Raw genomic sequence first — 26,505 nt, forward strand, 5'->3', positions numbered from 1 at the left:
GGTCATGCCCGTTATGTGGGTGAGTTCACCAAGCTGTGCGCAGCGTAAACCAGGTAGTCCCAGAGGCGCTTCTCCTGCTCCTCCGGAAGCTCCAGCGAGTCGACGCCGTCGCGCATGTGCTTGAGCCAGGCGTCGCGCTCGGCCTCGCCGATCACGAACGGCACGTGCCGCATGCGCAGACGCGGATGGCCGCGCTCCTGGCTGTAGGTGTTGGGGCCGCCCCAGTACTGGATCAGGAACCCCCGCAACCGCTCCTCCGCACCCGTCAGATCCTCTTCGGGGTAGAGGGGACGGAGCAGCGGGTCCTGGGCCACCCCCTCGTAGAAGCGATGCACCAGCCGCCGGAAAATCTCCTCGCCCCCGACGGCGTCGTAGAAGGAGGTCTCAGTCACGCTGCAAGCCTACGCGCCGGGCACCAGTGCGATGCCGGCGGTGTCCATCGCGTTCTTCACCTTGAGCCGCATCTCGCGGGCGACCTGCGCCTGCTTGGAGGGCAGCGTCTTGGCCGAGATGCGGAAGACGAGCATGCTGTCGGAAAGCTGCTCCACGCCGAACACGTCGGGCCGCTCCACGATCACCGTCTCCCGGAACTCGGGGTCGTCCCACATCTCCTTGGCGATCCGCTCCAGCACGTCGCGCACCGCCGTCACGTCGCTGTCGTAGCCCACCGGGACGTCCACGTAGGCCCGCGACCAGCCCTGCGACTCGTTGCCGACCCGGGTGATGGTGCCGTTGCGCACGTACCAGACCCGGCCGTCGGCGTCGCGCAGGCGCGTGATGCGCAGCGTGACAGCCTCGACCGTGCCGACGGCGGCGCCCGCGTCGATCATGTCACCCACGCCGTACTGGTCCTCCAGCAGCATGAACATGCCGGCGATGAAGTCCTTGACCAGCTCCTGCGCGCCGAAGCCGATCGCCACGCCGAGGATGCCGACGCTGGTCAGCAGCGGCGCGATGGGGATGGTCAGCCGGTCGAGCACGGTGAGGACGGCCGTGCCGAGGATGACGATCGAGGCGACGTGCCTCAGCACCGAACCCATGGTCTCGGCCCGCTGCTTGCGCCGCTCGTGGAGCAGGACGTCGATGCTCTCCGAGCCGACGCCGTTCCGGCGGAACCGGGTCATGATCGAGCCGCCGGTCGCCGCCCGGGTGACCACGCGGGTGATGAGCCGGTGCGCGACGTTCCGGATCACGAACGCCAGGATGAGGATCAGCACGATCGTGATCAGGCTGGCGACCAGGGGCGCCCAGACCGCTCCGTCCAGCAACCCGACCATCCAGGAGCAGAGGAAGGTGTCACTGCTGCAGGTCGCCGCCATCTGCTGCCCCAGGCTGTCGAGGCTCGGCAGCACGGACGTCGGTGAGGGCGATGGCGTTGGGGTCGCCAGGAACACTGGGGGGATCCCCTTTCGAGAAGCGGTTCGGCCGGCGGATTGGACCGATTTCGATCCACAAGATACCGCCGACCGAACCGGCCGCCGTCACATCGCGCCGGGGAAGACGGGGTCGTCAGGCCCGGGGCCGCGGAGGGCGAGGCCTGACGCTCCGGTGACGGACGGCCCGGCAGGGACGAGCACCCGGAAGCAGGTCCCGTGCCGTTTCTCCGGAAGGCGTACCTTCCGGACACCCTCCGGTGTGACCCGGAGGGAGTCGGTGTGAAAACCGTGGAGCCGGCGGGACGGCCAAGGCTCCCGCGAACGGGAGACCTCCGCACCGGCCGCCCCGCCGGCTCCGTGAAGCCGCGATGGATGCGGTGAACCGCGGTGGCTGCGCTCCACGCGGGTCACCGCCTGTGTCATTCGCCCACCGCGGCGAGCACCCGAGCGACCTTCGTCGCCGCACCAGCCGGGTCGTCCGCCGCGTGCATCCGCTCTCCCCAGGACCAGCAGTACCACCAGTCCGGCAACTCGGAGACCGCCGTCGGCCGACAGGTGACGTTCTCGGACAGGCTGGTCGCGTTCGGGTTGATCACCCGGACGAACAGCCGGCCGGTCTGGGTGCGGACCACTCGTGCGAGCAAACCGCGAGCGCCGAGCTCCGCTACCAGACGCTCCAGGTGCTCGAAATCGTCGTCCCCCACCTTTCGTCCCTCCCTCGCTTTGTTGCTGGTGGGCCAAAGATGACTCAAGTCGGCGCGTTACGCAACGAGCACATCCCGATCACAGGGAGTCGCTATTCCCTCGTGGGTTGTAAGAAACAGTCCGCCGGAGGACGATCCTTAACCGTAAGCTTCAAGAGGACGTTTTCTTCCCGTCCACAATGGTCCATAGTCTTCGGTAGGCGGAGTGCAACCCAGAGACTACGCTGAGTCGTCGGTCGTGGATCGTTCGGGACGTGTGTGAGAGGGGCCGGGATGTCCGGCAGGCAGCACAGGGAAACGGAGATAGCGCGGCGGACCAGAGCCAGGGGGCTCGCCGCCGGCCGCACCCCTGCCCAGATCGCCGAGGAGATCCATGAAGCCTGCGAGTCGCAGTTCGGCACGACGAAGATCAAGAGCCATCGTCTGTCGCACGGCATCGCCCTCGCCGACGTCATCGAGCAGGTGCGCGCCCTGTTCGAGTGCGACGCCAAGCCGCCGCCGGGCATCGGCGAGACCCTCCTGTCGGCGTACGAGAGCGGCCTGAAACGCCCCGGCCCCGAGTACCTCCACTACCTGTGCACCGTCTACCGCGTCGAGCCCTCGGCCCTCGGCTACGACGGCCCCTGCATCTGCGGCCACGGCCACCGGGCGCCCGGCGGGCCCGCCTTCGACGTCGCGGAGCGCGTCCCGTCCTCGGTGGAGGCGCGTGAGCAGCGGCCCGACCCGCCCGGTGAGGAGGAGCCGCCGCACGAGAGCCAGGAGGACGAGAACATCCTCCGTCGCGCCCTGCTCCACCTGCTCGGCGACAAGCCCTCCATGAAGCCCGAGGGGCCGGTGCTCGGCGCCATCGACGGCATCAGGCGCCGCATGGACGAGACGCTCGTCTGCGCCACGGTCTCGCCGGCCATGCTCGACCAGTGGGAAGAGGTCACGCAGGCCTTCGGCCGGCAGTACACGACCACCGCCCCGCTGCGCCTGCTGTGCGACGTGGTGCTGGAGCTGGGCGCGGTCCGCAACGCCATGAAGCATCGCCAGCCGATCGACCTGCAGGAGCGCCTGTGCCGGATGGTCGCGCAACTGGCCGGGCTGAGCGGCATGATCATGATCAACCTGGGTGACCACCGCCTGGCGCGCTCGTTCTTCCGCACCGGCCGCATCGCCGCCGACGAGACCGGCGACCGCGCGCTGCGCGCCTGGGTGACGGCCCGCGAGTCGCTCGTCCCGCTCTACTACGGTGACGCCCGCGAGGCGCTCAACCTCGCCAAGAAGAGCCGTGACCTGGCCGGCGCCACGCCGTGCGCCGCGCAGGCCATGGCGCCGGTCGTGGAGGCCCGCGCGCTGGCCATGCTGTCGGGCACCGACAGCAAGAAGGAGATCGTCGACCAGGCCAAGCGCGCGCTGGCCCGGGCCCGCAACGCCTTCAGCCACATCAAGGGCGACGAGCGCGAGGACATGGCGTTCGGCTACACCGAGCGTCAGCTCTACTTCTACCAGGGCGACGTGCTCACCAAGCTCGGCCAGACGCTGGAGGCCGAGGTGGTGCTGGAGCAGGCCCTCGACAAGTACCAGGACCACATCCTCGACCAGACGCTGATCAGGCTCGACCGGGCGCAGTGCCGCCTGATCGAGGGCGACGTCACCGAGGCGCTGGAGGTCGGCACCGAGGCTCTGCGCCTGCTCGGCCCGGAGTACCGCACCGACTTCATCATGCGCCCGGCGCTCGCCTTCGAGCAGGCGGTCATGCAGCGTGACCCCGGCCATCCGGGCCTGGTCGCCTACCGCGAACAGTTGCGCCCCGAGCCGGTCGCGGGCGAAGGAAAGGCCGGTGCATGAACCTGAAGATCCGTCGTTACCGCTGGTCCGACCTGGACACGATCCTGGCGCTGCACCAGATCTGCCTGGCCCAGGTCGGCCTGTTCCCCGGTGACGGGGTCTACTACGACGACGACTTCCCCCGCATCCAGGAGCTCTACCTGGTGTGCGGCGGCGACTTCCTGGTGGGCGAGACGGGCGGCCGGGTCGTCGCCATGGGCGGGCTACGGCCCATCGACTCGGGCAAGGCCGAGATCTGCCGGCTGCGCGTCCACCCGGAGCTCCAGCGCCGCGGCTACGGTGCCGCGATGCTCACCGCCCTGGAGAAGCGGGCGGTCGAGCTCGGCTTCCACAGCGTCCGAGGCGACACCACTTTGCGGCAGGAGGCCGCCCTCGCGCTGTACGCGCGGCACGGGTGGCGCGAGATCTCCCGCTCCCGCGTCGGCGACCTCATCGTGGTGTACGGCGAGAAGCGGCTCGTGCCCGCCGCCGTCCTCGACGCCTGATCCCCCGCCTCGCCCCGCCTCGCCCTGCCTCACCCCGCCTTGCCCCGTCTCCACCTGAGTCCTGTGGGCAAAGCGTGACGGGAGAAAAGGGGGATTCGATCACTCCTGCGGATATGGATGTACGAACCCCCGGGTGAGCCTCTTCCCTCCCGGTGGTAGAGGAGTATCCCCGACTGCTGCGAGTACATCCGCGGCTGCGTTTCGTAGTGAGATGCTTCCGCCATGACAGGCGTGGCCGCTCCCCGACCCCTCCTGGGAGCCGTGCTTCTGTTGTTCGTCAGCGCCGCATGGGGGTCGGCGTTCCCGCTGATGAAGGATCTCATTCTCCGGATGCCGGTAGAGGATCTGCTGGCCGAGCGTTACACGATCGCAGCAGTGACGCTCCTGGCCCTGCGCCCGGGCGTGCTGCGGGGGCTGTCGTGGCGTACGTGGGGAAACGGGCTGGTCCTGGGCGTCATGTTCGGGGTCGGCCAGGTCGGGCAGGCTTTCGCGCTGGACAACCTGCCCTCGGCCGTGTCGGGGTTCGCCGTCGGGTGCAGCGTGGTTCTCACGCCCATCCTGGCGCTGGTGCTGTTCAGGACGAGGATGCCGGGGCGGGTGTGGGCGGGGGTCGCGCTGGCTCTGGCGGGCATGACGGTGTTCACGCTGCTGCGCGGCGTCGGCGACCAGCCGATCTCGCTGCCGGCGCTCAGCGTGACGCTGGTCGCCGCGGCCCTGTACGCGGGGCACACGCTCCTCCTGGCGCACTTCTCGCGCACCCGCGAGGGCTTCAACGCCTACGCCCTGACCGTCATCCAGCTGGGCACCATCGGGCTCATGACAGGCGGCTACGCCGTGCATGACGGGCTGAGCCTCCCGGTGAGCCTTCCCGACTGGGGGGTGCTCGCCCATCTGGCGGTGGTGTCGTGCGCTCTGGGGTTCCTCGCCCGCTCGTACGGCCAGGCGCACGTGGCGGCCGTGCCCAGCGCGGTTCTCATGTCGTCGCAGCCGCTGTGGGTGGCGGCCATCGCGGTGATCTGGTTCCACGAGCCGGTGGACTGGAGCATGATCCTCGGTGGTGGGCTCATGGGCGCGGCGATGCTTCTGGCCGTACCGTCGCGTACGACGGCGCCCCCGCGTGCTGACGCGTCCCGTCCCATGACGCCCCTTCCGGTGGCGCCACCGCCGGTGGAGGAGCCGGCGGACGGCGCGCCGCGGCGCGTGCAGCTGCTCGCCGTGTCCCGCCAGGCCTCGAAGAGGCTGGCCGACCTCAAGGTCAAACGGGAGGAGCCGGGTCAGCCGCGGGAGGCGCCCGTGCCGCAGGGGCCGCCCGTCGCGGGGGCGGCGTGCGGCGACAGCCCGGCGTGCCGGCTGCAGCTTCACCAGATCAAGGGCAGCGGCCAGCCGAGCCTCGACCGGCTGATCCAGCGGGCGACGGTCATCGTCCGCGCCCGCAATCTGCCCGGTCCTGGCTGCTGCCGGTCCCTCACGCTGTCGGGAGGTTGCCTGTGCGCGCTGATCGAGGAGGCCGAGCAGAACGGAGAGGTGACAAAGGTGTGCTGGTTTCAGCACGGCTGACCATCTGATAATCATCGAATAAACACGCCAGTCAGCTATTACTAGCTAACTTATGCGTCCTAAAACTTGATAATCGGTGCTGTGCCCGAATAATGGTGTATTAGTCCCAATGGAGGGGTAGAACACCATGAAGCGCATCATCGTGCATAAGTCGGGCTCAGCGCAGCTCACCGGAACCTCGAGCGTCATCCACAAGGGGTGACCGGGGGAGTTTCCCACCAGCGGGTACCGAGTGATCCGCCTGTCGAACCGGGGGCCGTACGGCTGTTGATGCCGATGATCGACGGACACCGCCGGCCCCACGGCCCGTACACCGTCGCCTCCGCTCTGCTCCACCACCTCGTGCCGGGGGTGCTGGAACGTTCCCCAGAGCTGGTCGCCGCCCACGACATCGAGATCAGGGCGGCGGCCCCGGGCCTGCGTGACGTGGTCCCGGCCGGACGCGCGACGATCGACGCGAGCCTGCCCGACGACGAGCGCATCCTCGTGCCCGCGCCCCGCCGCACCCTGCGGCTGGCCAACGGGCTCACGGAGTTCGTCCGCGAGGTTGTGCCCCCGGGGCGCACCCTGATGGTGTGCAACGGCGCCGAGACCGACCCGACGGACGCCGAGCTGCTCGACGTCATGACCCGCCGCATCCCGCCCGAGGTGCTGACCGTCGTCGTGTACGAAGGCGGCCCCGCACCCGCCGGCGACCCGCGCGGCCCCGGTGCACTGTGGGACCTCGTGGACCGGTGCGTGCACGAGGGGTTCCTGCACGCCGTGGCCGAGGCCGGCCGGCGCGGGCTGGAGACGGCCGAGCCGGGCGGCGAGCCGTGGTGGCGCTTCGCGCAGCGCACCGCGACCGCGCTCGGCGGGCTCGGCCGCATCGGTGAGGCGCGCGAGGTGTGGGCGTGGGCGCGCAGGTGCAGCCAGGATCCGGCGGTCCACGCCGCCTGCGCGTACGGGCTGGCGATGCTCGACGCCCGCGACCCCGACCCGCAGCGGCGCGACCTCGCCCGGGCCCGTGAGTGGGTCAACGAGGCCATCGCCATCTCCACCCTGCTGCGCGACCCGTTCGAGAGGGCCTTCAAGCTCGGCTTCGACCGCAACGGGCTGGCGCTGGTGGAGCTGAGGGAGGGACGGCCCGAGGCGGCGCTCGCGCTGGTGGAGTCGGCCATGGAGCTGGCCGGCGAGCTGGGGGAGCGGCATCCGCTGCACCGCATGGTGCTGCACGCCAACCGGGGCCGCCTGCTCGCGGGGCTCGGCCGTACCAAGGAGGCGCTGGACGACTACACCGCCGCCATCGCCCTCGACCCCGGCTTCCCCGACCACTACCTGGACCGGGGCAACCTGCTGGCCAAACTCGGCCTCCCGGACGAGGCGCTGGCCGACTACGAGAGCGCCATCCGGGCCGGGCCGCCGATGCCGGAGGCGTACTACAACCGCGCCGAGCTGCGGATCGCCCGCGACGACACGGACGGCGCCCTGGCCGACCTGGGTCACGTGCTGGAGCTCGATCCCGGCTACCTGGACGCGTACATCAACCGGGCAGGGCTGCTGGCCGCCCTCGAACGCGACGAGGAGGCGTGGGCGGACGTACGCGCCGGGCTGGCGCTGGCGCCCGGCGACGTGCACCTGCTCGTGGTGCTCGGACAACTGGAGACGACCGCGGGGCGGCTGGGGGACGCGCACGCGACGCTGGACGCCGCCGTCGCCGCGGCGCCGGGGCTCGCGGCGGCGTGGGGCAACCGGGGGGTGCTGCGGTTCGCGGAGGGGGACGTCGAGGGAGCGGTGGACGACCTGTCCCGGGCTATCACCCTCGATCCCCAACCGGACCTGTACGCCAACCGCGCGGTGGCGCTGCGCTCGCTCGGCCGTACGGCGGAGGCCAGGACGGACGAGCGACGCGCCTCGGTCCCGTGACCGCCACCATCACGCCGGAGGACTTCGCACCGCGGCGGGTTGAGACTACGGGGGCTTGGGACAACGGGGGCTGTGACTGCGGCGGGCTGAGACTGCGGGCGTTGGGGACTCCGGGGCTGGGACTGCGGTTGGGCGCTCCGGCCCCGGCCCGCTCGGGACCATGGCCGGATAGGACTACGGTTGGACGCGTGGGCTTCGACGAGCTGCTCCGTGAACTCCAGCCGGGCGCCGGCGCGCAGGCCGCCGGCATCAGACGCGGCTACGGCGGGCCGCCTCCCCGCTCCGTGGCCCTCACCGCGGGCCCGGACCGGTTGCGCTGCGCGTCCCTGCTGAAACCCCTGTACGCGTGGGCGGCGGCCGGGCTGATCGGCGACCACGAGCGCTGGCGCCGCCACGCCGAGCCGGCCGTGGTCGTCTCCTCCAACTCCGACACCCTCGCCCTGTGGCTGTCCGTCGGCCCGCGTGCCATCCTGGACGCGATCCACCGCCGCACGGGTGTCCGCTGGGCGCCGCCGAACGCGGATCCGTCGCGGTTCGGGTCCGTGGAGGTGTCGGCCGCCGAGGTCGCCGCCGCGTACGCGGAGCTGGCCCAGGCCGCCCTGGCGGGCGACCCGGTCGCGGGCGCGATCCTGGAGTGGATGCGCCTGGTGGGCGGCGAGCAGACGTTCGGCGCCCGGGAGGCGCTCGCGGCGCCGGAGGCGGCCGTCAAGTGCGGCTGGTACGGCGGGCTGGAGGAGACGTGCCTGCGCACCCACGCCGTGGCCGTCCTGACCCCGGGCGGCAACCGGGTGGTGGTCGTGGTGGGCCTGACCGCGCAGCCGTACACCGACGAGCTGGAACGCGACATCTACCAGGCACGGGTGGCGGAGGGGCTGCCGGTGGAGGCGGAGCACGAGAAGGCGGGCGGCGCGCTGCTGCGCGGCCTGCTGCACACGACCCTCACCGAGCTCGGCGAAACCTGACCCTCCCGCCACCCGCGGCCTCTCACGGGCGACTCCTCACAGGCGGCTCCTCACGGGCGGCCTCTCACGAGCGGCCTCTCACGGGCGGCTCCTCGCGAACGGCTCGTCACGAACGGTCCCTCGCGGACGGTCTCTCACGAACGGTTTCTGGCGGGCGGCGCTGCGCGGGCGGCTACTCACCGGCATCTCCCCGTACGGCTGTGAGCGGACGGGCGGCCGTCAGCTGGCGTGACCGGGGGTTGGGCGGGTAGCCGGATTGGCCGGGTGCCTGGGCAGTCCAGTGGCCCGGCGGTCGGAGGTACGCGAGGATGGGCCCGTTCGAGGAAGATTCGGGTGGGTTCGGGAGGCATGTGTGAGGCTTACCGTACTGGGCGGATGTGGGGCGTGGCCGGCGGCGGGCCAGGCGTGCAGCGGCTATCTGGTGGAGTACGACGGCTTCAGGGTGCTGATCGACCCCGGTTACGCGACCCTGCCGAGGCTGCTGGAGTCGGTGGCGGCCGAGGAGGTGGACGCGGTGCTGGTCAGCCACGGCCACCCCGACCACTGCTCCGACCTCAACCCGCTGCTGCGGGCCCGCGCCCTGGGCGACGCCCCACCGGCCGCGCTACCTGTCCACGCGCCGCCCGGCGCGCTCGACGCCGTGCTGGCCCTGGACAACCCGCGCATGCTGGCCTCCAGTTACGTGCTGTACGAGCTGGCGCCGGAGGCGGCGGTGGAGCTCGGGCCCTTCCGGGTGGACACCTGGGCGCTGCCCCACCACGTCCCCAACGCCGGGCTGCGACTCACCGCGGGCGGCCGGACGCTGGCCTACACCGGCGACACAGGGCCCGCCGCCGAGCTGACCGAGCTGGCGCGGGACGCCGACCTGCTGCTGGCCGAAGCCACCTATCCGGAACGGGTGCCGGACGAGGACGCCCCGTACCTGTCGAGCGCCCTGGACGCGGGCCGAACGGCGTCGCGGGCCGGCGCGGCCCGTCTGGTACTCACCCACCTGTGGCCGGACACGCCGCCGGAGCCGGCTCTGGAGGCGGCGGCCAAGGAGTACACGGGCGAGCTCATGGCGGCCGGCGGCGGCCTCACGATCTCCTTCTGACCGCCACCTTCGCTCTGCCGAAGGTGTCAAATCGTCACTCGTGGGCCGAAGACTTTGTCGCGGGCTTCGTCACCATGGCCACCCGGCGGCACTTCACCGGCCAGGTGGACGCCTACATCGGCGAACTCGTCGTCCGCGCCGGGGCGGAGCGCATCGGCGTCGGGCGTGCCCTGATGAATGCCGCCGAGTCCTGGGCACGCGCGCACGGTCTGCGGCGCGTCACGCTGGAGACCGGTGCGGCCAACGTCCGAGCCCGAAGCTTCTACCAAGGGCTGGGGTATGCGGAGGAGGAGGTGCGGCTGAGCAGGCCGGTATCTGATTGATGATCAGACGGCGTCAGCGGTCTCCCGCGATGCCGGCTTTGATCCTGATGCTCGGCAGGTCTCAGCCGCGTGCGGCGTAGCGCTCGATGGCGCTGATGAACATGTCCTCGGCCAGGGCGTAGAGCTGGTCGATCTCCTGCGTGGCGGCGGTGAAGCGGCCCCCCGCCTCGGAGGCGGCCAAACCCATGCCGACAGTGTCCAACAGGCGTTGGAGCGGGCTGACGATCTCCTCCGGCACGCCGGCGTCCCGCAGCATCGCCTGGACGGCGTTGCGCGGGCGCCGGGCCTCGGGCGTGACCGTCGGGCGTGTGAACAGCAGTAGGAACAGCTCCGGGTGGCGCCGTGCCACCTCGCGGACGCCCGCGCCGAACGCGCGCAGCCGGTCCTGCCACGGCAACGCGGGATCGTCGTCCGGCATCTCCTGCAGGAGCCGTTCCACCAGGCCGTCCAGAAGCCCCTGCTTGTCGCCGACGTAGCGATAGAGCGCCATCGGGGTGACGCCGAGCCGGTCGGCGACCGCGCGCATGCTGACCGCGGGCAGGCCGCGCTCTTCGGCGAGTTCGAGGGTGGCGTCGAGCACCTCGTCACGGGTCAGCCCGCGGGTGCCGCGACCGCGCTGGGCCGGGGTCTTCACGGATCACAGTCTAGCCGTTAATATACGACGTATATCTACACCGTATATTAACGAGCTTCACCGAGGAGGCCGGAGTTGCCCAGCACCGTCGTCCGCCGTCCCGGCCGGACCCTCGCCATGGCGGCGACCGCCGGCTACCTGCTCGTTCTGGACCTCACCGGGGTGAACGTCGCGCTGCCCGCCATGCAGGACGATCTCGGCGCGGGGCTGGGCGAGGTGCAGTGGGTCGTCGACGCCTACGCCCTGACGCTGGCCGTCCTGCTCCTGACCGCCGGCGCGCTGGCCGACCGGGTGGGCCGCCGCCGCCTCTTCCTGACCGGCCTCGGCGCGTTCACGGCCGCGTCCCTGGCGTGCGCCCTGGCGCCTGGAGCGTTGGCGCTGGACCTCTTCCGGGCCGCGCAAGGCTGCGGAGCGGCGATCCTGTTCGGGACGGCTTCGCCTCTGCTGGCGGCCGCCTACCCACCGGGCCGCCGGCGCGACCGCGCCCTCGGCATGTTCGCGGCGGCCTCAGGGGCGGCCATCGCCACGGGGCCGCTGCTCGGCGGCGCGCTCACCGAGGTGTTCGGCTGGCGTGCGATCTTCTTCCTCAACGTGCCGGTCGGCGTGCTCGCCCTCGTCGTCGCCCCGCGGGTGCTGGCCGAGTCCCGCGATGCCCGGCCCCGCCCCCTCGATCCGGTCGCGACGGTGTGCCTGACCGCCGGGCTCGGGGGAGTCATGTGGGCGCTGATCGAGGGACCGCGCATCGGCTGGACGGCGCCCGGGACGATCATCTGTTTCGCCGTGGCCGCGGCGGCCACGGCCGTCCTGGCACTGCGCCGCGTCCCGGACCCCATGATCGACCTGTCGCTGCTGCGGGACCGGCTGTATGCGGCGAACACCATCGCCGCGCTGGCCTTCCACGCCGCCGGCGCCGGGGCCCTGGCCTACTTCTCGCTGTACGTCCAGGGGCCGATGGGCGCCCGCCCCGCCCAGGCGGGACTGTGGTTCCTCACCTTCAGCGTTCCGGCCCTGGCCGCGCCGGTGCTGCTCGGACGGATCATGCACCGGTTCCCCTCCGCCCGGCTGGTCGCGGCCGGACCGGCGCTGGCCGCCGTCTCCTCGCTCCTGCTGGCCGCCACCTACGAGCTGCACTCCTGGCCCGCGATGGTGCCCGGATTCGTGGTCGGCGGGACGAGCATCGGGATCGGCAACCTCGTCACCGGCCGAACGGCGCTGGCGTCGGCGCCCGCCGAACGCGCGGGCGTGGCCGCGGGCATCGCCAACACGGCCAAGCAGATCGGCATCGCCGCGGGCGTCGCCGTCCTCGGTGTCCCGTACCAGCTGGACGGCCTGGGCGCGATGCTCCTCACGGCGGCGGCCATCGGCGTCCTCGGCGCGATTCCGGCGCTCCACCTCATGGTCTCGCGCCGGCGGCGCCAGGCCACCCTGATGGTCGGTCGACAGCCCCCCGCCGGTGGCGTCTGACGGGTCACCCGCCTCCCAGGCTCCTCTCCAGGCCGCCTCCTCCCCCTCTGAGAGGTCAGCCGTCCCCCTTCCCACCGCCGGTCTCGGCCGGCTCCTCGGCCAGGACGAGAGTGAGCAGGCCGGGGAAGCGGCCCTCGAACTCGTCGCGGCGCAGCCGGTTGAGGCGGCGCGCGCCCTCGTCGCGCTGCTCCAGCAGCCCGACGTTGCGCAGCACCGCGAAGTGGTGGCTGAGTGTCGACTTGGCCACGGGCAGATGGGTGAACGTGCCGCACGGACGGGTCCAGTCGGGCACCTCGGCCAGCGCGCCGCCAACGGCGGTCGGGGTCTAGGCGGTCGCCGGAGCCCGAGCGAGGATCAGGGCTGACCGGCCGTTGGTCTCATCGGTGGTCGAGAGATTCCGGCGTCAGCGCTTCATGGCGCCGTCCGCGATGGCGTCCGCGGCCTCGCCGATCGCCATGCCGACGATCTCCAGTCGTCGCACGAGTTCACGCTGCTTGAGGGCGTCCGCGGTGATCTCACCGGAGAAGATGCGGGAGATCTCGTACTGGTACATCCGCCGGATCTGCCCGCCCATCTTCTTGGCCTCCAGGGCGTCGTGCACCACGGCCGAAGGGCGGGAGGCGAGGTCGCGCACCGCGTTCTCCAGCGCGTCGATCCCGGCGATCACCTGGTCGAGGAGGGGGCTGAAGCGGATCTGGTCCGGTACCCGGTACAGGTGCGACTCCCGTACGAAGTCGCGCAGCGAGTCCAGCACGTCGTCGATGGAGCGGGAGAGCCGGAACAGGTCCTCCCGGTCGATGGGGGTGACCAGGGCGGTGCGCAGTTCGTCGACCAGGCGGCGGCGCTCTTCGTCGCCGAGGTGCTCGATCGTGCGCATCTGCTCGTGCGCCCCGGTACGGCCGACCTCGCCGCCGATCATGGCCATGGCCAGCCAGGCGCCCTGCTTGGTCGCTTCCAACTGGCCGAGCAGGGCCTCCGTCAGCGCGCTGTCCATCCGGCCGGTCATGAGATCGCGGATGCGCCGAAGTCGCTTCATCACACTCCTTCCACGGCTCGCGCCGCATCAAGGCTTGTCAGGGGTTATGCCCGCGTGGGGACGGATGATCTGGTTGCGGATGGGCGGTGCAGATTCTTCGGGGCCCGGAGCACTGGAGTGCGATGTGAGAGCCGGCGCATGGTCAGGTCGAGGAGAGGATGAAGGCGACGCCGGCGGCCAGGAGGGCGCTGGCTGGAAGGGTGAGCAGCCAGGCGACGACGATCTTGACGGCGGCGTACCAGCGCACCCGGCCCCCGCCCGTGGCCACGCCGGCTCCGATGAGGCCGCCGGCCACCGACTGCGTCATGCTCACCGGCATGCCGAGCAGCGCGCAGGCGATCACGGCCGTGCCCGAGGCGAGCTCCGCCGAGACGCCGTGCAGCGGCCGGGAGGCGATGATCTCATGGCCGAGCGTGCGGCCCGCCCGGGGCAGGCCGTACAGCGCGCCGAGTCCGAACAGGACCGCGACCAGCGACGTGTACGGCAGCGGCGCGCCCGAGAAGCCCAGTGCGATCATGAACACGGCGAGCATCTTCTGGCCGTCGTTGGCGGCGTAGGCGACGGTCTGGAGCAGGAACCCCGCCCAGTGCCAGCGCTCCAGCCCCCGCGTGCTGGACCAGCGCACCAGCAGCAGCGCGACCCCCCACGCCACCAGCCCGCCCACGAACGGCGCCGCCAGGCCGAAGGCCAGCACCAGCGCGACCGCCCCGGCCGAGACGGGCAGCCCCCAGCCGAGCCCGGCCCCGGTGAGGCCGCCGACGACGGCCAAGGTGAGGCTCGTCGGACGGCCTTTCGCGCTCAGCACGGTGACGACGGTGAGGGCGGCGAGCACGGCGACCGTCATCGCGGTCCGCCCGCCGGGTTCGTCGAACGTGGCCAGCCGGTGCACGAACGTCCGCGCCACCGCCTGGGTCGCCAGCGGCACCAGCGCCACCATGACGACGAGGGCCAGGATCCCGGTGGCGGGCCTCACCGTCGGCAGCTTGAGTCCCGTGGCGAGGAGGGCGCCTCCGTCGTTCATGCCGGTGACGAGCGCGAACAGGCAGGCCACTGCGACCAGTATGGCGAAGTCCAACGGTGAGCGTGCCTCCGTTCCGGCCGGCGCGCGCGACCGGCGTCGCAGGGCGCATACCCGTGATCGGCTCGACGATGGGGGAGCTTCCATTCTGCTGGAGAACGGGGTTCGATGGGACTACCGGGGCGGAGACCCTCTCCAAGGGCCTCTGCCCGGGGTCGGCGTGGCGGGTACGCTCGTTGGACGCGCGCATCGAGTCGCGGGCCGAGTCCCAGATGCTGAACGTCCGGGTGGGGCCGGTCGCCGGGCGGTAACCTGCCCAGGTCGGAGCGAGCGCGCCTACCATTCCACGTCCGCGAAAGTAATGACATGAGCCCAGCCGAGTACGTCCTGACCCTGTCGTGCCCCGACCGGCCAGGGGTGGTGGCCGCCGTCTCCGGGCTGCTCGCCGGGCAGGGCTGCAACATCACCGAGAGCCAGCAGTTCGGCGACCGGGCCGCGCGCCGCTTCTTCATGCGCGTCCAGTTCACCTCCCCGCTGGCCGAGGACGAGGTCCGGGCCGCCTTCGCCGCGCTGGCGCCGGAGTTCGGCATGGAGTTCGAGCTGCGCGACATGGCCAGGAAGCCGCGGGTGCTCATCATGGTGAGCAAGTTCGACCACTGCCTGAACGACCTGCTCTACCGGGTTCGCAAGAAGACCTTGGACATCGAGGTCGTCGCCGTCGCCTCCAACCACCCCGACCTGCGCCCGCTCACCCAGTCGTACGGAATCGACTACCACCACCTGCCGATCACGCCGGAGACCAAGCCCCGGCAGGAGGCCGAGGTGCTGGCCCTGGTGGAGCACTACCAGGTGGACCTCGTGGTGCTGGCCCGCTACATGCAGGTGCTGTCGGAGGACCTCTGCGCCAAGCTGGCGGGAAAGGCCATCAACATCCACCACTCGTTCCTGCCGTCGTTCAAGGGCGCCAAGCCGTACCACCAGGCGCACGCCCGGGGCGTGAAGCTGATCGGCGCGACCGCGCACTACGTCACGTCGCACCTGGACGAGGGGCCGATCATCGAGCAGGAGGTGGCCCGCGTCAACCACAGCCACTCGCCCGAGGACCTCGCCGCCATCGGGCGCGACGTGGAGTGCGTGGCGCTGGCCAGGGCCGTCCGCTGGCACGCCGAGCAGCGCGTCCTCCTCGACGGCCACAAGACCATCGTCTTCCCCCGCTGAGCCGTCCGCCCTGGGCGGGTTGCTGTCAGCGGGGGGTGGTGTCCCTCACCGGGGGTGGCGGACTCGGGTCATCCGAGTGAGCTGACCCCGCTCATCATGTTCGACATGGTCGATGAGGCCCTGGCGCGGACGGACGGACGGACGCGACGCGGGTGCGAGTGCGGGAGCCGCCTTCGCGAGGGGGCGGGTCAGCACGTCGTGTTCTCGGGCGGGAGGACCTTGTCGGTGAAGTAGCGGTTGATGTGGTCGCGAGCGCAGGTGTTCACGCCGTACAGGGTGTGGCCGGGGCCGTCATGGTTGATCGTGACACTGCCGGCGACCTGGCCGATCGCTCTGGCGACCGCGTCCGATTCGCCCCAGGCGCCCGCGCCGAGCAGAGGCGGAAGGGTTTTGGGGAGCGGGGCGGGTGGGTTGGTGACGGGAGTCGGCCAGCCGATGCACTGCAGCACGCCGGTCGCTATGGTGCCGGCCGGACCCGCGTTGGGGGCGACCTTCCGCAGACGGCTGATCGTCGCGTCGAGCTCCTTGCGGTCGGCGGCGCGAGGCCAGTCGGTGCACTCCGTCATGCCGGTGGCCTGGTCGGGGTAGCGGGCGCCTCTGGCGGGGAGGAAGGCGGAGGCGTCGCCGGCGTGAGCCTTGCGGATGGCCTGCGCCAGGCCCGGCCAGGCGGTCCGGCCCTGTCTGGCCGATGCGATGGCGAAGGCTTGCAGGTCACTGCCCGTGTAGGCGACGTTCTTGGCGGCGGGGACGGGAACGCGGTCGGCTCTGGCCACGAGCGCTCGCCATGTGGCGGGGACGTCCTGGCAGGCGTTGGCGGCACACCAGTCGAAGAAGCGGGTCAGGAACCGCTCGTTGCCCTTCGCCATCTCCTCCGCCTCCCGGCTCCAGTCGGCGGCGCTGTGGTTCCAGGTGCCGTCGAGGACCATCGTGCGCACCTGGTCCGGGAAGAGGCGGGCGTAGGCCTGGCCGTAGAAGCCGGCGTAGGAGGCGCCGTAGTAGTTGAGCTTGGCGCCGCCGAGGGCCTTCCTGATGGCCTCCATGTCGCGGGCGTGGTCGGCGGAGCTCATGTTGGCGAAGAGCGTGGGATCCGCCTGGCGGCAGACCTCCGCCTGACCGCGGTTGGTGTCGGACAGCCGGCCGAAGTCGGCGTCGTCGCGTGGGAACGCGGGGAGCGGGATGCGGGTCCACATGCAGGGCAGGCCGGTGCTCAGGCCGCCGAACTGCGCGCCGTAGCCGCGGGTGTCCCACGTGACGATGTCCATGCGTTCACGCAGGTCGGTCCACCAGCCGGACTGCGCCTGGGTGATGGCGACGCCGGGCCCGCCCGGGCCGCCGTAGGCGATCAGGGCGACACCCTCCGAGGTGCCGGTGGAGGCGAGGCGGCCCAGCTTGAGGGTGATCTTGCGGCCGCCGGGGTCCTGCCAGTCGACGGGAACCTGAAGGTCGGCGCACCGCATGCCGACCTTGTCGTTGGGGCACGGGCTCCACTCGAGAGCCTCCGCCGCGTGCTGGGCGCGCATCCCGCTCCCGGCGGTCAGCAGGACCACTGCCATCGCGATTGACTTCAGCATGCGGATCACGATGCTGCACGGGACGGGCGTGGCGCGTCGGACCACGGTCTGATATCCGAGGGCGTGAATCAGACCCGGGTTTGTCATCCCCCTCGGTTCCGGCGTTTCCGCCGTCTGCGGCCGGGTCGGCGGCGGCGGCCCGGCCGTGATGAGACGGCCTGGTCAGGGGCGGTAGGTGCCGAAGAACCACTGGTTGCCGTACGGGTCCTCGCAGGCGTACTCCCTGGACCCGTACGGCTGGTCGGTGAGCTCCATGGTGATGCGGGCGCCCGCGTCCCGTGCGCGGGCGAGGTGGGCGTCGGGGTCGGCCACGGCGATGTAGATCCCCGGGCCGCCGGTCCTGCCCCGGCCCAGCATGATCATGTCGTTCTCGACGAGGAGCTCGGCGTGACTGACCCCGCCCTGGTCGTCCTTGGACACCTCGTGCGCCCGGAAGCCGAACGCGGTGGTCAGGAAGTCGAGGGCGGCGGTGCAGTCCGGGTAGCGCACGAGCGCGTAAACGGTTCGTTCCACATGGTCAGTGTGCGCGGCGGGGCGCGCCGGGTCTTGGACGAATCTGACCGGGCGTTGTGCCGGCCAGCGCCCGGAACTCCCGGTTGAGGTGGGCCTGGTCGTAGAAGCCGCACGCGCCGGCGACGTCGGCGATGGGCGTGCCGGCCCTCAGCAGGGCAGCCGCCCGGCCGAACCGGATCACCCGCGCCGCCGTCTTGGGCGTGATCCCCACCTCGTCGTGGAAGCGCGCCACCAGGTGCCGGTGGCTCCAGCCGAGCGCCTCGGCCAGCGCCGAGACGCGCACCCGGCCGCCGGAGCGCACCAGCTTCGCCCACGCCCACGGCACCTGCGGGCCCAGCTCGGGTCCGGCCAGGATGCGCTCGCGCAGCAGCCGGTCGACCAGCGCCAGCCGGTCGTGCCACGACGGTGTCTCCGCCAGCCGGGTCACTGTGGGCTCGGCCAGGGGACCCAACACGTCGGTGACCGGGACCACGGTGTTGGCCAGGTGGCGCATGGGCAGGCCGTACAGGCGTCTCGCGCCGAACGGGGTGAGGTGCACCTGCACACCGTCGGTCGTTCTGCTTGTCCGGGTCGTCGTGAAACGGTCGCCCGGCCCGGCCGCGAACGACGTGACGCGCACGCCGCCGACCTCCATCGCCGCTCCGAGCCCCAGGATCAGCACCGCGCCGGGGAAGGCCGCCTCGTTGCGCGTCAGCGGGTGTGCGGGGGTCTCGCGGTAGGCGGTCAGGCGTGTCACGTACGGGCGCAGCGCAGGGCTGGGGACGGCGTCCACCATCACGAGCTCCGGCTCGGTCATCAGCTCTGCTCCGAAATCAGCCGCGGCTCCGGCACCGGCCCTGGCCTCGGCTCCGGCGTCGGCCTGGCGTGGGCGTCGGCTCTGGTCCCGGTCCCGGTCTCAGCCCCGGTCCCGGTCCCGGTCCCGGTTCTGGCATCTGCCTGGGCGGGCTCATATGGGCGACTATAGGCGGCGCCACCGACGATTCTCGGCCCCGCGGACCTCCGGGGTAGCGACAGGAGGGACACGGGCAAGGCCGAGGCCGGCTCGCGTGCCGTCCCTGCCCGCCGTGCCCGAAAGGCCGGCGGGCACGGCGAGGCGGACCGGCGATGCGGTCAACAGGGCAGGCCCCGTGATGGCGGGGGAGGGAGGCCGCCCCTACAACCCCGTGTGGTGGGCCAGGAAGGTGAGGGTGTCCGCCGACAGGTCCACCGTGCGGCTGATCGAGCGGGCCCCGTGCCCCACCTCCGTCTCGGTGCGCACCAGGATCGGCCGGTCCGACGACGTCGCGTGCTGGAGCGCCGCGCACATCTTCCACGCGTGCAGCGGGTGGACCCGCGTGTCCGACTGGAACACCGTGAACAGCACCGCCGGGTACGCCACGCCCTCGCGCACGTGGTGGTACGGCGAGTACGACCACAGCCACCGGAACTGCTCCGGGTCCCCGGCCGAGCCGTACTCGACGTTCCAGGTGGCCCCCAGCCCGAACAGCTCGTAGCGGACCATGTCCAGCAGCGGCGCCGAGCACGCCACGGCGGCGTACAGGTCGGGTCGCTGTGTCAGGGCGGCGCCGACGAGCAGGCCGCCGTTGGAGCCGCCGGAGATGGCGAGCTGCTCCCGCGTGGTGACGCCGGTGGCGATGAGGTGCTCGGCCGCCGCGTGGAAGTCGTCGAACACGTTCTGCTTGTCGGCGAGCATGCCCGTGCGGTGCCAGTCCTCGCCCTCCTCGCCGCCGCCCCGCAGGTTGGCGATGGCGTACACGCCGCCCGCCTCCACCCAGGCCAGGATCGACGCGGAGTAGCCGGGTGTCATCGACAGGCCGAAGCCGCCGTAGCCGTACAGGATGGTGGGGCGCGGCCCTTCGGCGTCGACCGGCGCGATGACGAGCATCCGCACCTCGGTGCCGTCCTTGGACCGGTAGACCTCCTGGGAGGTGCGCACCGGCGGCACCTGGACCGCGCCGGGCGAGGCGGCCCACAGCGTGGTCTCGCCGGTGCGGGCGTCGTAGCGCTGGATGGTCGGCGGGGTGGTGTTGTCGGTGTAGCCGAACCACGCCTCGAAGCCGCCCTCGGGCCGCTCCGACAGGCCGCCGATCGAGCCGAGACCGGGAGTCGGCACCCCGCTGAGGCGCTCGCCCGTGGCCAGGTCGTGCACCGAGATCTCGCTGATGGCGTGACGCGTCCAGCTCACCAGCATGACCGGGCGTTCCAGGTCGTCGAGGATGGCGAAGTCGGACAGCACCGCCTCGGGGTCCTCGGGGATGAGATCGCGCCACCCGTCGGCGCCCGGCGTCGCGGGGTCGGTGACGCAGACGCGGGCGCGCGGCGCGTCGCGGTCGGTGTGGACGTACAGCTTGCCGTCGCGGCCGAACGTGAGCCCCGTCTGCGCGTCCACGCCTTCCTGTACGGCCACGAGCTTCGGCCGGTCCGGCGTCGAGGCGGTCAGGTCGGCCACCCACAGGTCGTTGCGCGGAGCGGTGCCCTCGTGCGCGGAGACCTGCAGCCAGTGCCCGTCGCGGGAGACGGAGACGCCGTAGTAGTTGGTCATCTTCAGGCCCTGGCCGAAGATCATGACGTCGTCCTCGGTGGACGTGCCGATCCGGTGCAGGTAGACGCGGCGGTGGAACTGCGACTCGTTCTCCGGCACCTCGGTGCTCGGCAGGCGGCGCACGTAGTAGAACGCCTCGCCGCCCGGCAGCCAGGCCACGGGGGAGTAGCGGCAGCGGTCGATCGGTCCCTCGACGCGGGAGCCGGTCGCGACGTCGATGATGTAGAGGACCGACTCCTCGTCGCCGCCCACCGAGATCTGGTACGCGAGCAGGCGCCCTTCCTTGTCGGGCTGGACGGCGTCGAGCGTGGTGAGCCCGGACGGGTCGATGGCCATGGGGTCGACCAGCGCCCGCTCGGTGCCGTCGGGCTCGGCGACGTAGTAGACCGCGTGCTCCTGGTCGGGGGTGCGGCGGCTGAAGAAGCAGCGCCCGCCGCGCCAGGCCGGCGTGCCCACGGAGCCGGACCGCAGCAGCTCACCGATGCGCTCCCGGAAGCGCTGCTGCCCGATCTCCCGCTTGAACAGATCGGCCTGAGCGAGCAGCCAGCCCTGCGTCTCGGGGCTGTCCGGATCCTCCAGCCAGCGGTAGGGGTCGGGCACGGGCGTCTCGTGCAGGACGTCGACGGTGTCCTCACGGCGCGCGGTGGGATACGGCTCTCGCGTCATGCCCGAACCTTACTGCGAACGAACGCGCGTAAAGCCCGGGTGATACGGGCATAAAACGTACCGTGCGTCCCTCCGGTCATTCCGGGCTGGGGGTTATGGGGTGGCGGGGACCACGCGGGAAACGCCAAACTGGGTGACAGGACGGTGCCGTGGTGCTCATCCGCTGGACCGTCCGGCGGAGGTCCACGTGACGGAAGCATCGATGCCCCAGGAGGGGCCGACAGCCGGGACATGCCACGGCATGTCCCCTTTGATACGCGCGCGGCGGGATGAGGCCCGATGATGCGCCAGGTCCTGCTGCTGAATGCCACCTACGAACCACTCACGACTCTTTCCCTGCACCGTGCCATCGTGCTGGTGCTGCGGGAGAAGGCCGACGTCGTGCACCGCGACGGGCGGGGCGCGGTCCTGCGCTCGGCCAGCCGCACGCTCGACGTGCCTTCCGTGATCCGGCTCCGAAGATATGTCCGCATCCCCTACCGGTCGCGCATCCCCCTCACCCGGGCCGCGCTCATGCGCCGCGACGACTACCGCTGCGCCTACTGCGGCCAGCGGGCCGAGACCATCGACCACGTGATCCCCCGCTCGCGCGGCGGGGCCCACACGTGGGAGAACTGCGTGGCCTCGTGCACGACGTGCAACCATCGCAAGGCCGACAAGTACCTGGAGGAGCTGGGGTGGTCGCTGCGCGTCACCCCGGCGGTGCCGCGGGGCGCCCACTGGAGGCTGATCGGCGCCTCGCTGGTCGGTGACCCGCAATGGGCGCCCTACCTCGAAGAGGCCGCCTAGCGCCGGACGACGGGCCCGCACCCAAGAGGTGCGGGCCCGTCGTGCGCCCACCCGCGACAACTGCTTTGTGCCGTTTCACAGGCGGATGGCAGGATCCCGGCATGTGGACCTTCACGGCGGACGTCGCCGAATACGCCGCGGCCGCCGAGCCGTTCCTGCTGGCCGATCCCGTGCGCAACACGGTCCCGCTGACCGTGCTGGCCGACATCCGTGAGGGGATGCCGGCGCAGGGCGCGGTGTTCGGCTGGTGGACGTCCGGGGGCGAGGTGCGCGGCGCCGCGTTCCGCACGCCACCCCGGGCGCTGGTGCTCGCCGACATGCCGGTCGAGGCGGGGATCTCCCTGATGCGGGAGAAGATCGGCGAGGTTCCCGCCATCGTGGGGCCGCGCCGGCTCGCCGAGGCGGCCTGCGAGGCGCTCGGCCGGTCCGGTGACGTGCGCGCCGAGCGCCTCTACCGGCTCGGCGGGCTCACCGTCCCGGGGACGCCGGGGCGGGGCCGGACGGCCACGGCCGGGGACTTCCCGCTGATGGTGGCGTGGCTGGACGCGTTCGGCGCCGAGGTGGGCATGGACACCGGCGATCCGGTCGAGGCGGCCACGCGGCGGCTGGCCCGCGGGGATCTCGTGGTGTGGGAGGAAGACGGCGTGCCCGTCTCGATGGCGGGGGTGTCGCCCGGAGTGGGCGGGATGTGCCGCATCGGGCCCGTCTACACGCCTCCGGCCTGCCGGCGACGCGGTTACGGCTCGGCCGTCACCGCCTTCGCCAGCCGCCGGGCGCTGGACGAGCGGTGCGACGAGGTGGTCCTGTTCACCGACCTGGCCAACCCGACGAGCAACGCCGTCTACCAGGCCATCGGCTACGAGCCGGTCGCGGACTACGCGCACGTGAGGTTCGGCGGATCCGCCTGATCCGTCGTCGTACCCTGTGCTCATGCCACGTTACGACTTCCGCTGCCGCGCGTGCGGCTCCACGTTCGAGGTGTCCCGTCCCATGTCCGCCTCCGGCGACCCGGCGCCCTGCCCGGAGGGCCACGACGACACGGTCAAGCTGCTGTCGATGGTGGCCATGACCGGCGGCGCCGCCGCCCCCCGTCCGGCCGCCGGCGGGGGCGGCGGGGGCGGCGGCTGCTGCGGAGGCGGATGCTGCTCCTGATCCCCAGGCTGCTCTATCCGATCGTGGGCGCGGTGGGCGGGCCGTACCCGCCGCCGCCCCCCGACTCGCAGCGCAGCACGTCACCCACGCCGACCGGCAGGGCGTTGACCTTGAGCATCTGACGCTCGCCCGCGGTGCCCGGGTTGAGCGTGACGCGCGGCGGAGCGCCCGCCTCGCCGCCCGCCAGCCCCCACGCCGGGGTGACCGACCGCTCGAACCACAGGGACAGCGAGGTGCCGGAGCAGAACTCGTACTCGCGGACCACACCGTCGCCGCCCCGCCACCGGCCCGCGCCGCCGCTCCCCGGCCGTACCTCGTAACGGGTGACGCGGACCGGGAACAGCGTCTCCAGCACCTCGATCGGCATGTCGCGCAGCGAGCCGTTGACGTTGTTGATCAGGCACGTCTCGCCGTCGCCGCCCTCCCAGGCGCCCCAACCGCCGACCGTGGCCTCCTGCGAGACGTAGAGCTTGCCGGTGCGCGGGTCGGTGCCGGTGAACTGCACGATCATGGAGTCGCCGTACGACGCCGCGGCGACCCGTTCCGGCAGGGCCGGTGCCAGGGCCTTGACCACGAGGTCGATGAGCAGCCCGAGGTGCGAGTAGTAGTACTGGCACGCGGCGGGGGAGCGGGCGGCCAGCATGGAGCCGGGCCGGGTCTGCACCGACAGCGGCCGGAACGAGCCGCCGTTGAGCGGCACGTCGCCCGACACGAGCAGCTTGTAGCCCACCCGCACCGCCGCGACGGCCTGCGCGGCGCCGCAGTTGACCGGGCCGAGCGCCTGGTCGGCGCAGTCGGTCAGGTCCACGTACATCGACTCGCCCGACACCGTGACGGTGACGTTCACCGGCAGGGGCGTCGCGAGGTCGATGCCGTCGTTGTCGAGGTACCCGCCCGCCCGGTACACCCCGTCGGGGATGGCGGCGATCGCGGCCCGTTCCATCCGCTCGGTCTGGGCGAAGATCTCGTCCCGGGCGGCCATGACCGTGTCGAGGCCCCACCGGGTGACGATCTCGGCCAGCCGCCGCCGGCCCATCATGACGCAGCTCACCTGGGCGCGCAGGTCGCCGAGCGTGGCGTGCGGGAAGCGGACGTTGGCGCCGATGACCTCGTGCAGGTCGACGCACGGCCGGCCGTCCTCGTACACCTTGACCGGGCCGAGCCGCAGCCCCTCCTGGAAGATCGAGGTGGAGTCCATGGAGCCGCCCGGGTCCTTGGAGCCGACGTCCAGCCAGTGGGCCCGCGATGCGGCGAACCCCACCAGCTCCCCCTCCACGAAGATCGGCCCGTACACGGTCACGTCGTTGAGGTGCGTGCCGCCGATGTAGGAGTCGTTGAGCACCCACACGTCGCCCTCGCGCCACACCTCCGGCCCGTGGCGGCGCTCGGTCTCGCGGGTGCACACCTCCAGGTTGCCCAGGAAGATCGGCAGGCCCGACGACTGGCCGAGCACGTTGTGGTCGCGGTCGAGCAGCGCGACCGCGCAGTCCTTGGCCTCGTAGATGACGGGCGTGTAGGAGCTGCGGATGAGCGTGGTGTTCATGTCCTCCGCCGCCTGGACGAGCGCGCAGCGGATGATCTCCGTGGTCACGGGGTCGATCACTGGTCCACCTTCACGATGAGGAAGCCGTTGCCGTCGACCGTGGCCAGGCACCCGGGCGGGACGACCGTGGTCGCGGTCTCCTCCACCACGATGGCCGGCCCGGCCAGCTCTCCGTCGAGATGCGCGCGGCGCAGCACCGGCGTGGTGTGCACGGCGCCGTCGAACACCACGTCCCGTACGGCCGGCGCCGCCGCCGAGGGGACGCCGGGGACGCCGGCGGCGGCGCGCGGGAAGGACCCGAGGCCGGTGCTGCGCACCATGACGAACTCCACCGGGGCCTCGGGGGTGGCGTGGCCGTAGCGGCTGGTGTGGGCCTCGGCGAAGCGGGCGGCGACCTCCCGGAGGAAGCCCGGCCCGGCCGGCTCGCCCGCCTCCCGCAGCGGGATCGTCAGCGTGTAGTCCTGGCCCTCGTAGCGCATGTCGACGGCGTGCTCGACCCTGCGCCGCTCCGCCGGCACGCCCTGCTCGGCCAGGGCCTCCAGCGCCCGCGCCTCCAGGCCGGCGAGCAGCTCCGCCAGCTCGGCTCCGTCGAGGGCGTCCTGCGGCCGGAAGTACGGGTGCGTCAGGTCGCGCCGGACCTCGGCCTCCAGCATGCCCCACGCGGAGAACGCGCCGGGGAAGCGCGGGATGACGACCTCCGAGATGCCCAGCTCGCGGGCGATGAACACGGCGTGCATCGCGCCGGCCCCGCCGAAGGCCACCAGGGAGAACTCCCGCGGCTCCACCCCGTGCTCGACGGTGAGGGTCCGGATGGCCTGGGCCATCTTCGCGTTGGCCACGGCGCACACCCCTTCGGCCAGCTCCAGGGGGTCGAGGGCGAGCTCCTCGGCGAGGGTGGCGAGGGCCGCTCCGGCCGCCTCCACGTCGAACTCCATGAGGCCGCCCGCGAACCACGCCGGGTCCACCCGGCCCAGCACCACGTTCGCGTCGGTGACGGTGGGCCGCGTGCCGCCGCGGCCGTAGCAGGCGGGGCCGGGCATCGCGCCGGCGGACTCCGGGCCCACGCGCAGCGCCCCCGCCTCCGCGTACGCGATGGAGCCGCCGCCCGCGCCGATCGTGTGCAGGTTGACGACGGGCATCAGCACCGGGTGGCCCTCGATGCGCGCCTCGGCGCTCACGTCCGGGCGGCCGTCGACCACCAGGGACACGTCGAACGAGGTGCCGCCCATGTCCACGCAGATGACGTTGCCGCGGCCGAGGAGCCTGGCCGCCGCGACGCCGCCCATGGTGCCGCCCACGGGCCCGGAAAGGAGCGTCTGCAACGGCCTGCGCATGGCGTAGGCGGCGTTGACCAGGCCGCCGGAGGACTGCATGACGTGGACGGGCACGCCCGGCCCGCGCTCGGCGAAGCGCCGCTCGACCTCGGCCAGGTAGCGGCGGACGACCGGGCCGGTGTACGCCTCCAGCACGGCGGAGGAGGTGCGCTCGTACTCGCGCCACTCGCGCGCCACCTCGTGCGACAGCACGACGAGGACGTCGTCGCCCAGCTCCTCCCGCAGGATCTCCCCGGCGCGCACCTCGTGGCGCGGGTCGGCGTACGAGAACAGCAGGCACACCGCGACCGCGTCGAACCCCTCCTCGCGCACCCGCCGCGCCGCCCGCCGCACGCCCTCCTCGTCCAGCGGGACGATCTCCTCGCCCCGCCAGTCGAGCCGGCCGGCCACCTCGGCCACGTCCTCGCGGGGGACGAGCGGGGCGGGCTTGCGGTAGCGCAGGTCGAACATCCGGTCACGGTTGCCGCGGGCGATGTGGTAGACGTCCCCGGCGCCGGCGCTCGCCAGCAGCAGCACGCGCGCGCCCTTGCGCTCCAGCAGGGCGTTGAGCCCCTGGGTGGTGCCGTGCACGAAGTACGAGATCTCGGCGGGGTCGTCGACGACCCGGGCGAGGGCGGTGAACACGCCCTCGGCGAGGTCGTGGGGCGTGGTGGACGCCTTCGACGCCACGACTGACCCGGTCGTCTCGTCGTAGCGGACGACGTCGGTGAAGGTGCCTCCGATGTCCATGGCGACGCGATAGCTCATGCCGTGAACGGTATGCGGTCGGCGTGGCGCGGGCATGTGC

The 26,505-nt window shown here is 72.1% G+C and carries 25 protein-coding genes; 12 read left to right on the forward strand and 13 right to left on the reverse strand.

Features of this window, described 5'->3' with window-relative positions; translation table 11 throughout:
* Positions 1 to 11 precede the first annotated feature (11 nt).
* The 3 genes from MTP10_RS25660 to MTP10_RS25670 all read right to left on the reverse strand — a co-directional run bounded on the left by MTP10_RS25660 (position 12) and on the right by MTP10_RS25670 (position 2,080).
* The gene (locus MTP10_RS25660) at positions 12 to 392 is read right to left on the reverse strand and encodes a globin (protein ID WP_310712221.1); all 381 of its coding nucleotides are present in this window, start codon (positions 390 to 392) and stop codon (positions 12 to 14) included.
* Positions 393 to 401: 9 nt separating this feature from the next.
* Positions 402 to 1,352 carry a mechanosensitive ion channel family protein gene (locus MTP10_RS25665; RefSeq protein ID WP_310712222.1) on the reverse strand — a complete coding sequence of 317 codons (951 nt, stop codon included), beginning with the start codon at positions 1,350 to 1,352 and terminating at the stop codon, positions 402 to 404.
* A 443-nt stretch (positions 1,353 to 1,795) separates the two neighbouring features.
* Positions 1,796 to 2,080, reverse strand: a complete 285-nt coding sequence (locus MTP10_RS25670) for a hypothetical protein (protein WP_310712224.1) — start codon at positions 2,078 to 2,080, stop codon at positions 1,796 to 1,798.
* Between the two features lie 273 nt (positions 2,081 to 2,353).
* On the opposite strand from MTP10_RS25670, the gene MTP10_RS25675 reads away from it, so the two are divergent.
* The 7 genes from MTP10_RS25675 (at position 2,354) to MTP10_RS25705 (ending at position 10,238) form a co-directional block, all read left to right on the forward strand.
* A complete protein-coding gene (locus MTP10_RS25675; protein ID WP_310712226.1) occupies positions 2,354 to 3,913 on the forward strand; it encodes an XRE family transcriptional regulator in 1,560 nt (519 codons plus the stop codon).
* Positions 3,910 to 4,398: a GNAT family N-acetyltransferase gene (locus MTP10_RS25680; RefSeq protein WP_310712227.1), complete on the forward strand. Its 489-nt coding sequence runs from the start codon at positions 3,910 to 3,912 to the stop codon at positions 4,396 to 4,398. Before MTP10_RS25675 ends, MTP10_RS25680 begins: the two co-directional genes overlap by 4 nt.
* A gap of 222 nt (positions 4,399 to 4,620) precedes the next feature.
* Positions 4,621 to 5,955, forward strand: coding sequence for a DMT family transporter (locus MTP10_RS25685; RefSeq protein ID WP_310712228.1), 1,335 nt, complete (start codon positions 4,621 to 4,623; stop codon positions 5,953 to 5,955).
* Positions 5,956 to 6,231: 276 nt separating this feature from the next.
* Entirely contained in the window at positions 6,232 to 7,860 is a 1,629-nt protein-coding gene (locus MTP10_RS25690) for a tetratricopeptide repeat protein (RefSeq protein ID WP_310712229.1), read from the forward strand.
* 188 nt (positions 7,861 to 8,048) lie between these two features.
* The gene (locus MTP10_RS25695; RefSeq protein ID WP_310712231.1) at positions 8,049 to 8,822 is read left to right on the forward strand and encodes a hypothetical protein; all 774 of its coding nucleotides are present in this window, start codon (positions 8,049 to 8,051) and stop codon (positions 8,820 to 8,822) included.
* Between the two features lie 352 nt (positions 8,823 to 9,174).
* Complete coding sequence (locus MTP10_RS25700) at positions 9,175 to 9,915, forward strand: MBL fold metallo-hydrolase (protein WP_310712232.1); 741 nt, start codon at positions 9,175 to 9,177, stop codon at positions 9,913 to 9,915.
* A gap of 23 nt (positions 9,916 to 9,938) precedes the next feature.
* Entirely contained in the window at positions 9,939 to 10,238 is a 300-nt protein-coding gene (locus tag MTP10_RS25705) for a GNAT family N-acetyltransferase (protein ID WP_310712233.1), read from the forward strand.
* A gap of 61 nt (positions 10,239 to 10,299) precedes the next feature.
* Here MTP10_RS25705 and MTP10_RS25710 read toward each other — a convergent pair whose 3' ends face one another.
* Positions 10,300 to 10,872, reverse strand: coding sequence for a TetR/AcrR family transcriptional regulator (locus MTP10_RS25710; RefSeq protein ID WP_310712234.1), 573 nt, complete (start codon positions 10,870 to 10,872; stop codon positions 10,300 to 10,302).
* A gap of 75 nt (positions 10,873 to 10,947) precedes the next feature.
* Here MTP10_RS25710 and MTP10_RS25715 point away from each other — a divergent pair, with 75 nt between their 5' ends.
* Positions 10,948 to 12,336 carry an MFS transporter gene (locus MTP10_RS25715; RefSeq protein ID WP_310712235.1) on the forward strand — a complete coding sequence of 463 codons (1,389 nt, stop codon included), beginning with the start codon at positions 10,948 to 10,950 and terminating at the stop codon, positions 12,334 to 12,336.
* A 55-nt stretch (positions 12,337 to 12,391) separates the two neighbouring features.
* On the opposite strand, the gene MTP10_RS25720 is transcribed toward MTP10_RS25715, so the two are convergent.
* From MTP10_RS25720 to MTP10_RS25730, 3 genes are all read right to left on the reverse strand, one after another.
* Positions 12,392 to 12,628, reverse strand: a complete 237-nt coding sequence (locus MTP10_RS25720) for a helix-turn-helix domain-containing protein (RefSeq protein WP_310712236.1) — start codon at positions 12,626 to 12,628, stop codon at positions 12,392 to 12,394.
* A gap of 111 nt (positions 12,629 to 12,739) precedes the next feature.
* Positions 12,740 to 13,372, reverse strand: coding sequence for a DUF47 family protein (locus tag MTP10_RS25725; protein ID WP_310712237.1), 633 nt, complete (start codon positions 13,370 to 13,372; stop codon positions 12,740 to 12,742).
* Between the two features lie 142 nt (positions 13,373 to 13,514).
* Positions 13,515 to 14,447 carry an inorganic phosphate transporter gene (locus MTP10_RS25730; protein ID WP_310712238.1) on the reverse strand — a complete coding sequence of 311 codons (933 nt, stop codon included), beginning with the start codon at positions 14,445 to 14,447 and terminating at the stop codon, positions 13,515 to 13,517.
* A 309-nt stretch (positions 14,448 to 14,756) separates the two neighbouring features.
* Between MTP10_RS25730 and purU the strand changes: the two genes are divergently transcribed.
* A complete protein-coding gene (gene purU, locus MTP10_RS25735) occupies positions 14,757 to 15,608 on the forward strand; it encodes a formyltetrahydrofolate deformylase (protein ID WP_310712239.1) in 852 nt (283 codons plus the stop codon).
* A 188-nt stretch (positions 15,609 to 15,796) separates the two neighbouring features.
* Here the strand turns inward: purU and MTP10_RS25740 are convergent, their stop codons facing one another.
* The 4 genes from MTP10_RS25740 to MTP10_RS25755 form a co-directional block, all read right to left on the reverse strand.
* Positions 15,797 to 17,179 carry an alpha/beta fold hydrolase gene (locus tag MTP10_RS25740; RefSeq protein ID WP_310712240.1) on the reverse strand — a complete coding sequence of 461 codons (1,383 nt, stop codon included), beginning with the start codon at positions 17,177 to 17,179 and terminating at the stop codon, positions 15,797 to 15,799.
* A 162-nt stretch (positions 17,180 to 17,341) separates the two neighbouring features.
* Positions 17,342 to 17,692: a VOC family protein gene (locus MTP10_RS25745; protein ID WP_310712241.1), complete on the reverse strand. Its 351-nt coding sequence runs from the start codon at positions 17,690 to 17,692 to the stop codon at positions 17,342 to 17,344.
* Positions 17,693 to 17,696: 4 nt separating this feature from the next.
* Complete coding sequence (locus tag MTP10_RS25750; RefSeq protein ID WP_310712242.1) at positions 17,697 to 18,488, reverse strand: helix-turn-helix transcriptional regulator; 792 nt, start codon at positions 18,486 to 18,488, stop codon at positions 17,697 to 17,699.
* A gap of 357 nt (positions 18,489 to 18,845) precedes the next feature.
* Complete coding sequence (locus tag MTP10_RS25755; protein ID WP_310712243.1) at positions 18,846 to 20,900, reverse strand: prolyl oligopeptidase family serine peptidase; 2,055 nt, start codon at positions 20,898 to 20,900, stop codon at positions 18,846 to 18,848.
* Between the two features lie 282 nt (positions 20,901 to 21,182).
* On the opposite strand from MTP10_RS25755, the gene MTP10_RS25760 reads away from it, so the two are divergent.
* The 3 genes from MTP10_RS25760 to MTP10_RS25770 all read left to right on the forward strand — a co-directional run bounded on the left by MTP10_RS25760 (position 21,183) and on the right by MTP10_RS25770 (position 22,841).
* Positions 21,183 to 21,689 carry an HNH endonuclease gene (locus tag MTP10_RS25760; RefSeq protein WP_310712302.1) on the forward strand — a complete coding sequence of 169 codons (507 nt, stop codon included), beginning with the start codon at positions 21,183 to 21,185 and terminating at the stop codon, positions 21,687 to 21,689.
* Between the two features lie 101 nt (positions 21,690 to 21,790).
* Positions 21,791 to 22,597: a GNAT family N-acetyltransferase gene (locus MTP10_RS25765; protein ID WP_310712244.1), complete on the forward strand. Its 807-nt coding sequence runs from the start codon at positions 21,791 to 21,793 to the stop codon at positions 22,595 to 22,597.
* 22 nt (positions 22,598 to 22,619) lie between these two features.
* Entirely contained in the window at positions 22,620 to 22,841 is a 222-nt protein-coding gene (locus MTP10_RS25770) for a zinc ribbon domain-containing protein (RefSeq protein WP_310712245.1), read from the forward strand.
* A 13-nt stretch (positions 22,842 to 22,854) separates the two neighbouring features.
* On the opposite strand, the gene MTP10_RS25775 is transcribed toward MTP10_RS25770, so the two are convergent.
* The gene (locus MTP10_RS25775) at positions 22,855 to 24,444 is read right to left on the reverse strand and encodes a hydantoinase B/oxoprolinase family protein (protein ID WP_310712246.1); all 1,590 of its coding nucleotides are present in this window, start codon (positions 24,442 to 24,444) and stop codon (positions 22,855 to 22,857) included.
* On the reverse strand, positions 24,441 to 26,465 hold the full coding sequence (locus MTP10_RS25780; protein WP_310712248.1) for a hydantoinase/oxoprolinase family protein: 2,025 nt from the start codon (positions 26,463 to 26,465) through the stop codon (positions 24,441 to 24,443). The genes MTP10_RS25775 and MTP10_RS25780 overlap by 4 nt, the downstream gene beginning before the upstream one ends.
* Between the last annotated feature and the right edge of the window lie 40 nt (positions 26,466 to 26,505).

This window comes from Nonomuraea sp. 3-1Str (assembly GCF_031570565.1).
In the GTDB taxonomy this organism is placed as follows: Bacteria; Actinomycetota; Actinomycetes; order Streptosporangiales; family Streptosporangiaceae; genus Nonomuraea.

What these genes read in the sequence shown, in the direction of transcription:
- MTP10_RS25685 (WP_310712228.1), top strand. Translation starts at nt 4,621, where the DNA reads ATGACAGGCGTGGCCGCTCCCCGACCCCTCCTGGGAGCCGTGCTTCTG.
- MTP10_RS25755 (WP_310712243.1), bottom strand. Translation starts at nt 20,900, where the DNA reads ATGACGCGAGAGCCGTATCCCACCGCGCGCCGTGAGGACACCGTCGAC.
- MTP10_RS25690 (WP_310712229.1), top strand. Translation starts at nt 6,232, where the DNA reads ATGATCGACGGACACCGCCGGCCCCACGGCCCGTACACCGTCGCCTCC.
- MTP10_RS25770 (WP_310712245.1), top strand. Translation starts at nt 22,620, where the DNA reads ATGCCACGTTACGACTTCCGCTGCCGCGCGTGCGGCTCCACGTTCGAG.
- MTP10_RS25680 (WP_310712227.1), top strand. Translation starts at nt 3,910, where the DNA reads ATGAACCTGAAGATCCGTCGTTACCGCTGGTCCGACCTGGACACGATC.
- MTP10_RS25740 (WP_310712240.1), bottom strand. Translation starts at nt 17,179, where the DNA reads ATGCTGAAGTCAATCGCGATGGCAGTGGTCCTGCTGACCGCCGGGAGC.
- MTP10_RS25765 (WP_310712244.1), top strand. Translation starts at nt 21,791, where the DNA reads ATGTGGACCTTCACGGCGGACGTCGCCGAATACGCCGCGGCCGCCGAG.
- MTP10_RS25675 (WP_310712226.1), top strand. Translation starts at nt 2,354, where the DNA reads ATGTCCGGCAGGCAGCACAGGGAAACGGAGATAGCGCGGCGGACCAGA.
- MTP10_RS25725 (WP_310712237.1), bottom strand. Translation starts at nt 13,372, where the DNA reads ATGAAGCGACTTCGGCGCATCCGCGATCTCATGACCGGCCGGATGGAC.
- MTP10_RS25780 (WP_310712248.1), bottom strand. Translation starts at nt 26,465, where the DNA reads ATGAGCTATCGCGTCGCCATGGACATCGGAGGCACCTTCACCGACGTC.
- MTP10_RS25750 (WP_310712242.1), bottom strand. Translation starts at nt 18,488, where the DNA reads ATGACCGAGCCGGAGCTCGTGATGGTGGACGCCGTCCCCAGCCCTGCG.
- purU (WP_310712239.1), top strand. Translation starts at nt 14,757, where the DNA reads ATGAGCCCAGCCGAGTACGTCCTGACCCTGTCGTGCCCCGACCGGCCA.
- MTP10_RS25760 (WP_310712302.1), top strand. Translation starts at nt 21,183, where the DNA reads ATGCGCCAGGTCCTGCTGCTGAATGCCACCTACGAACCACTCACGACT.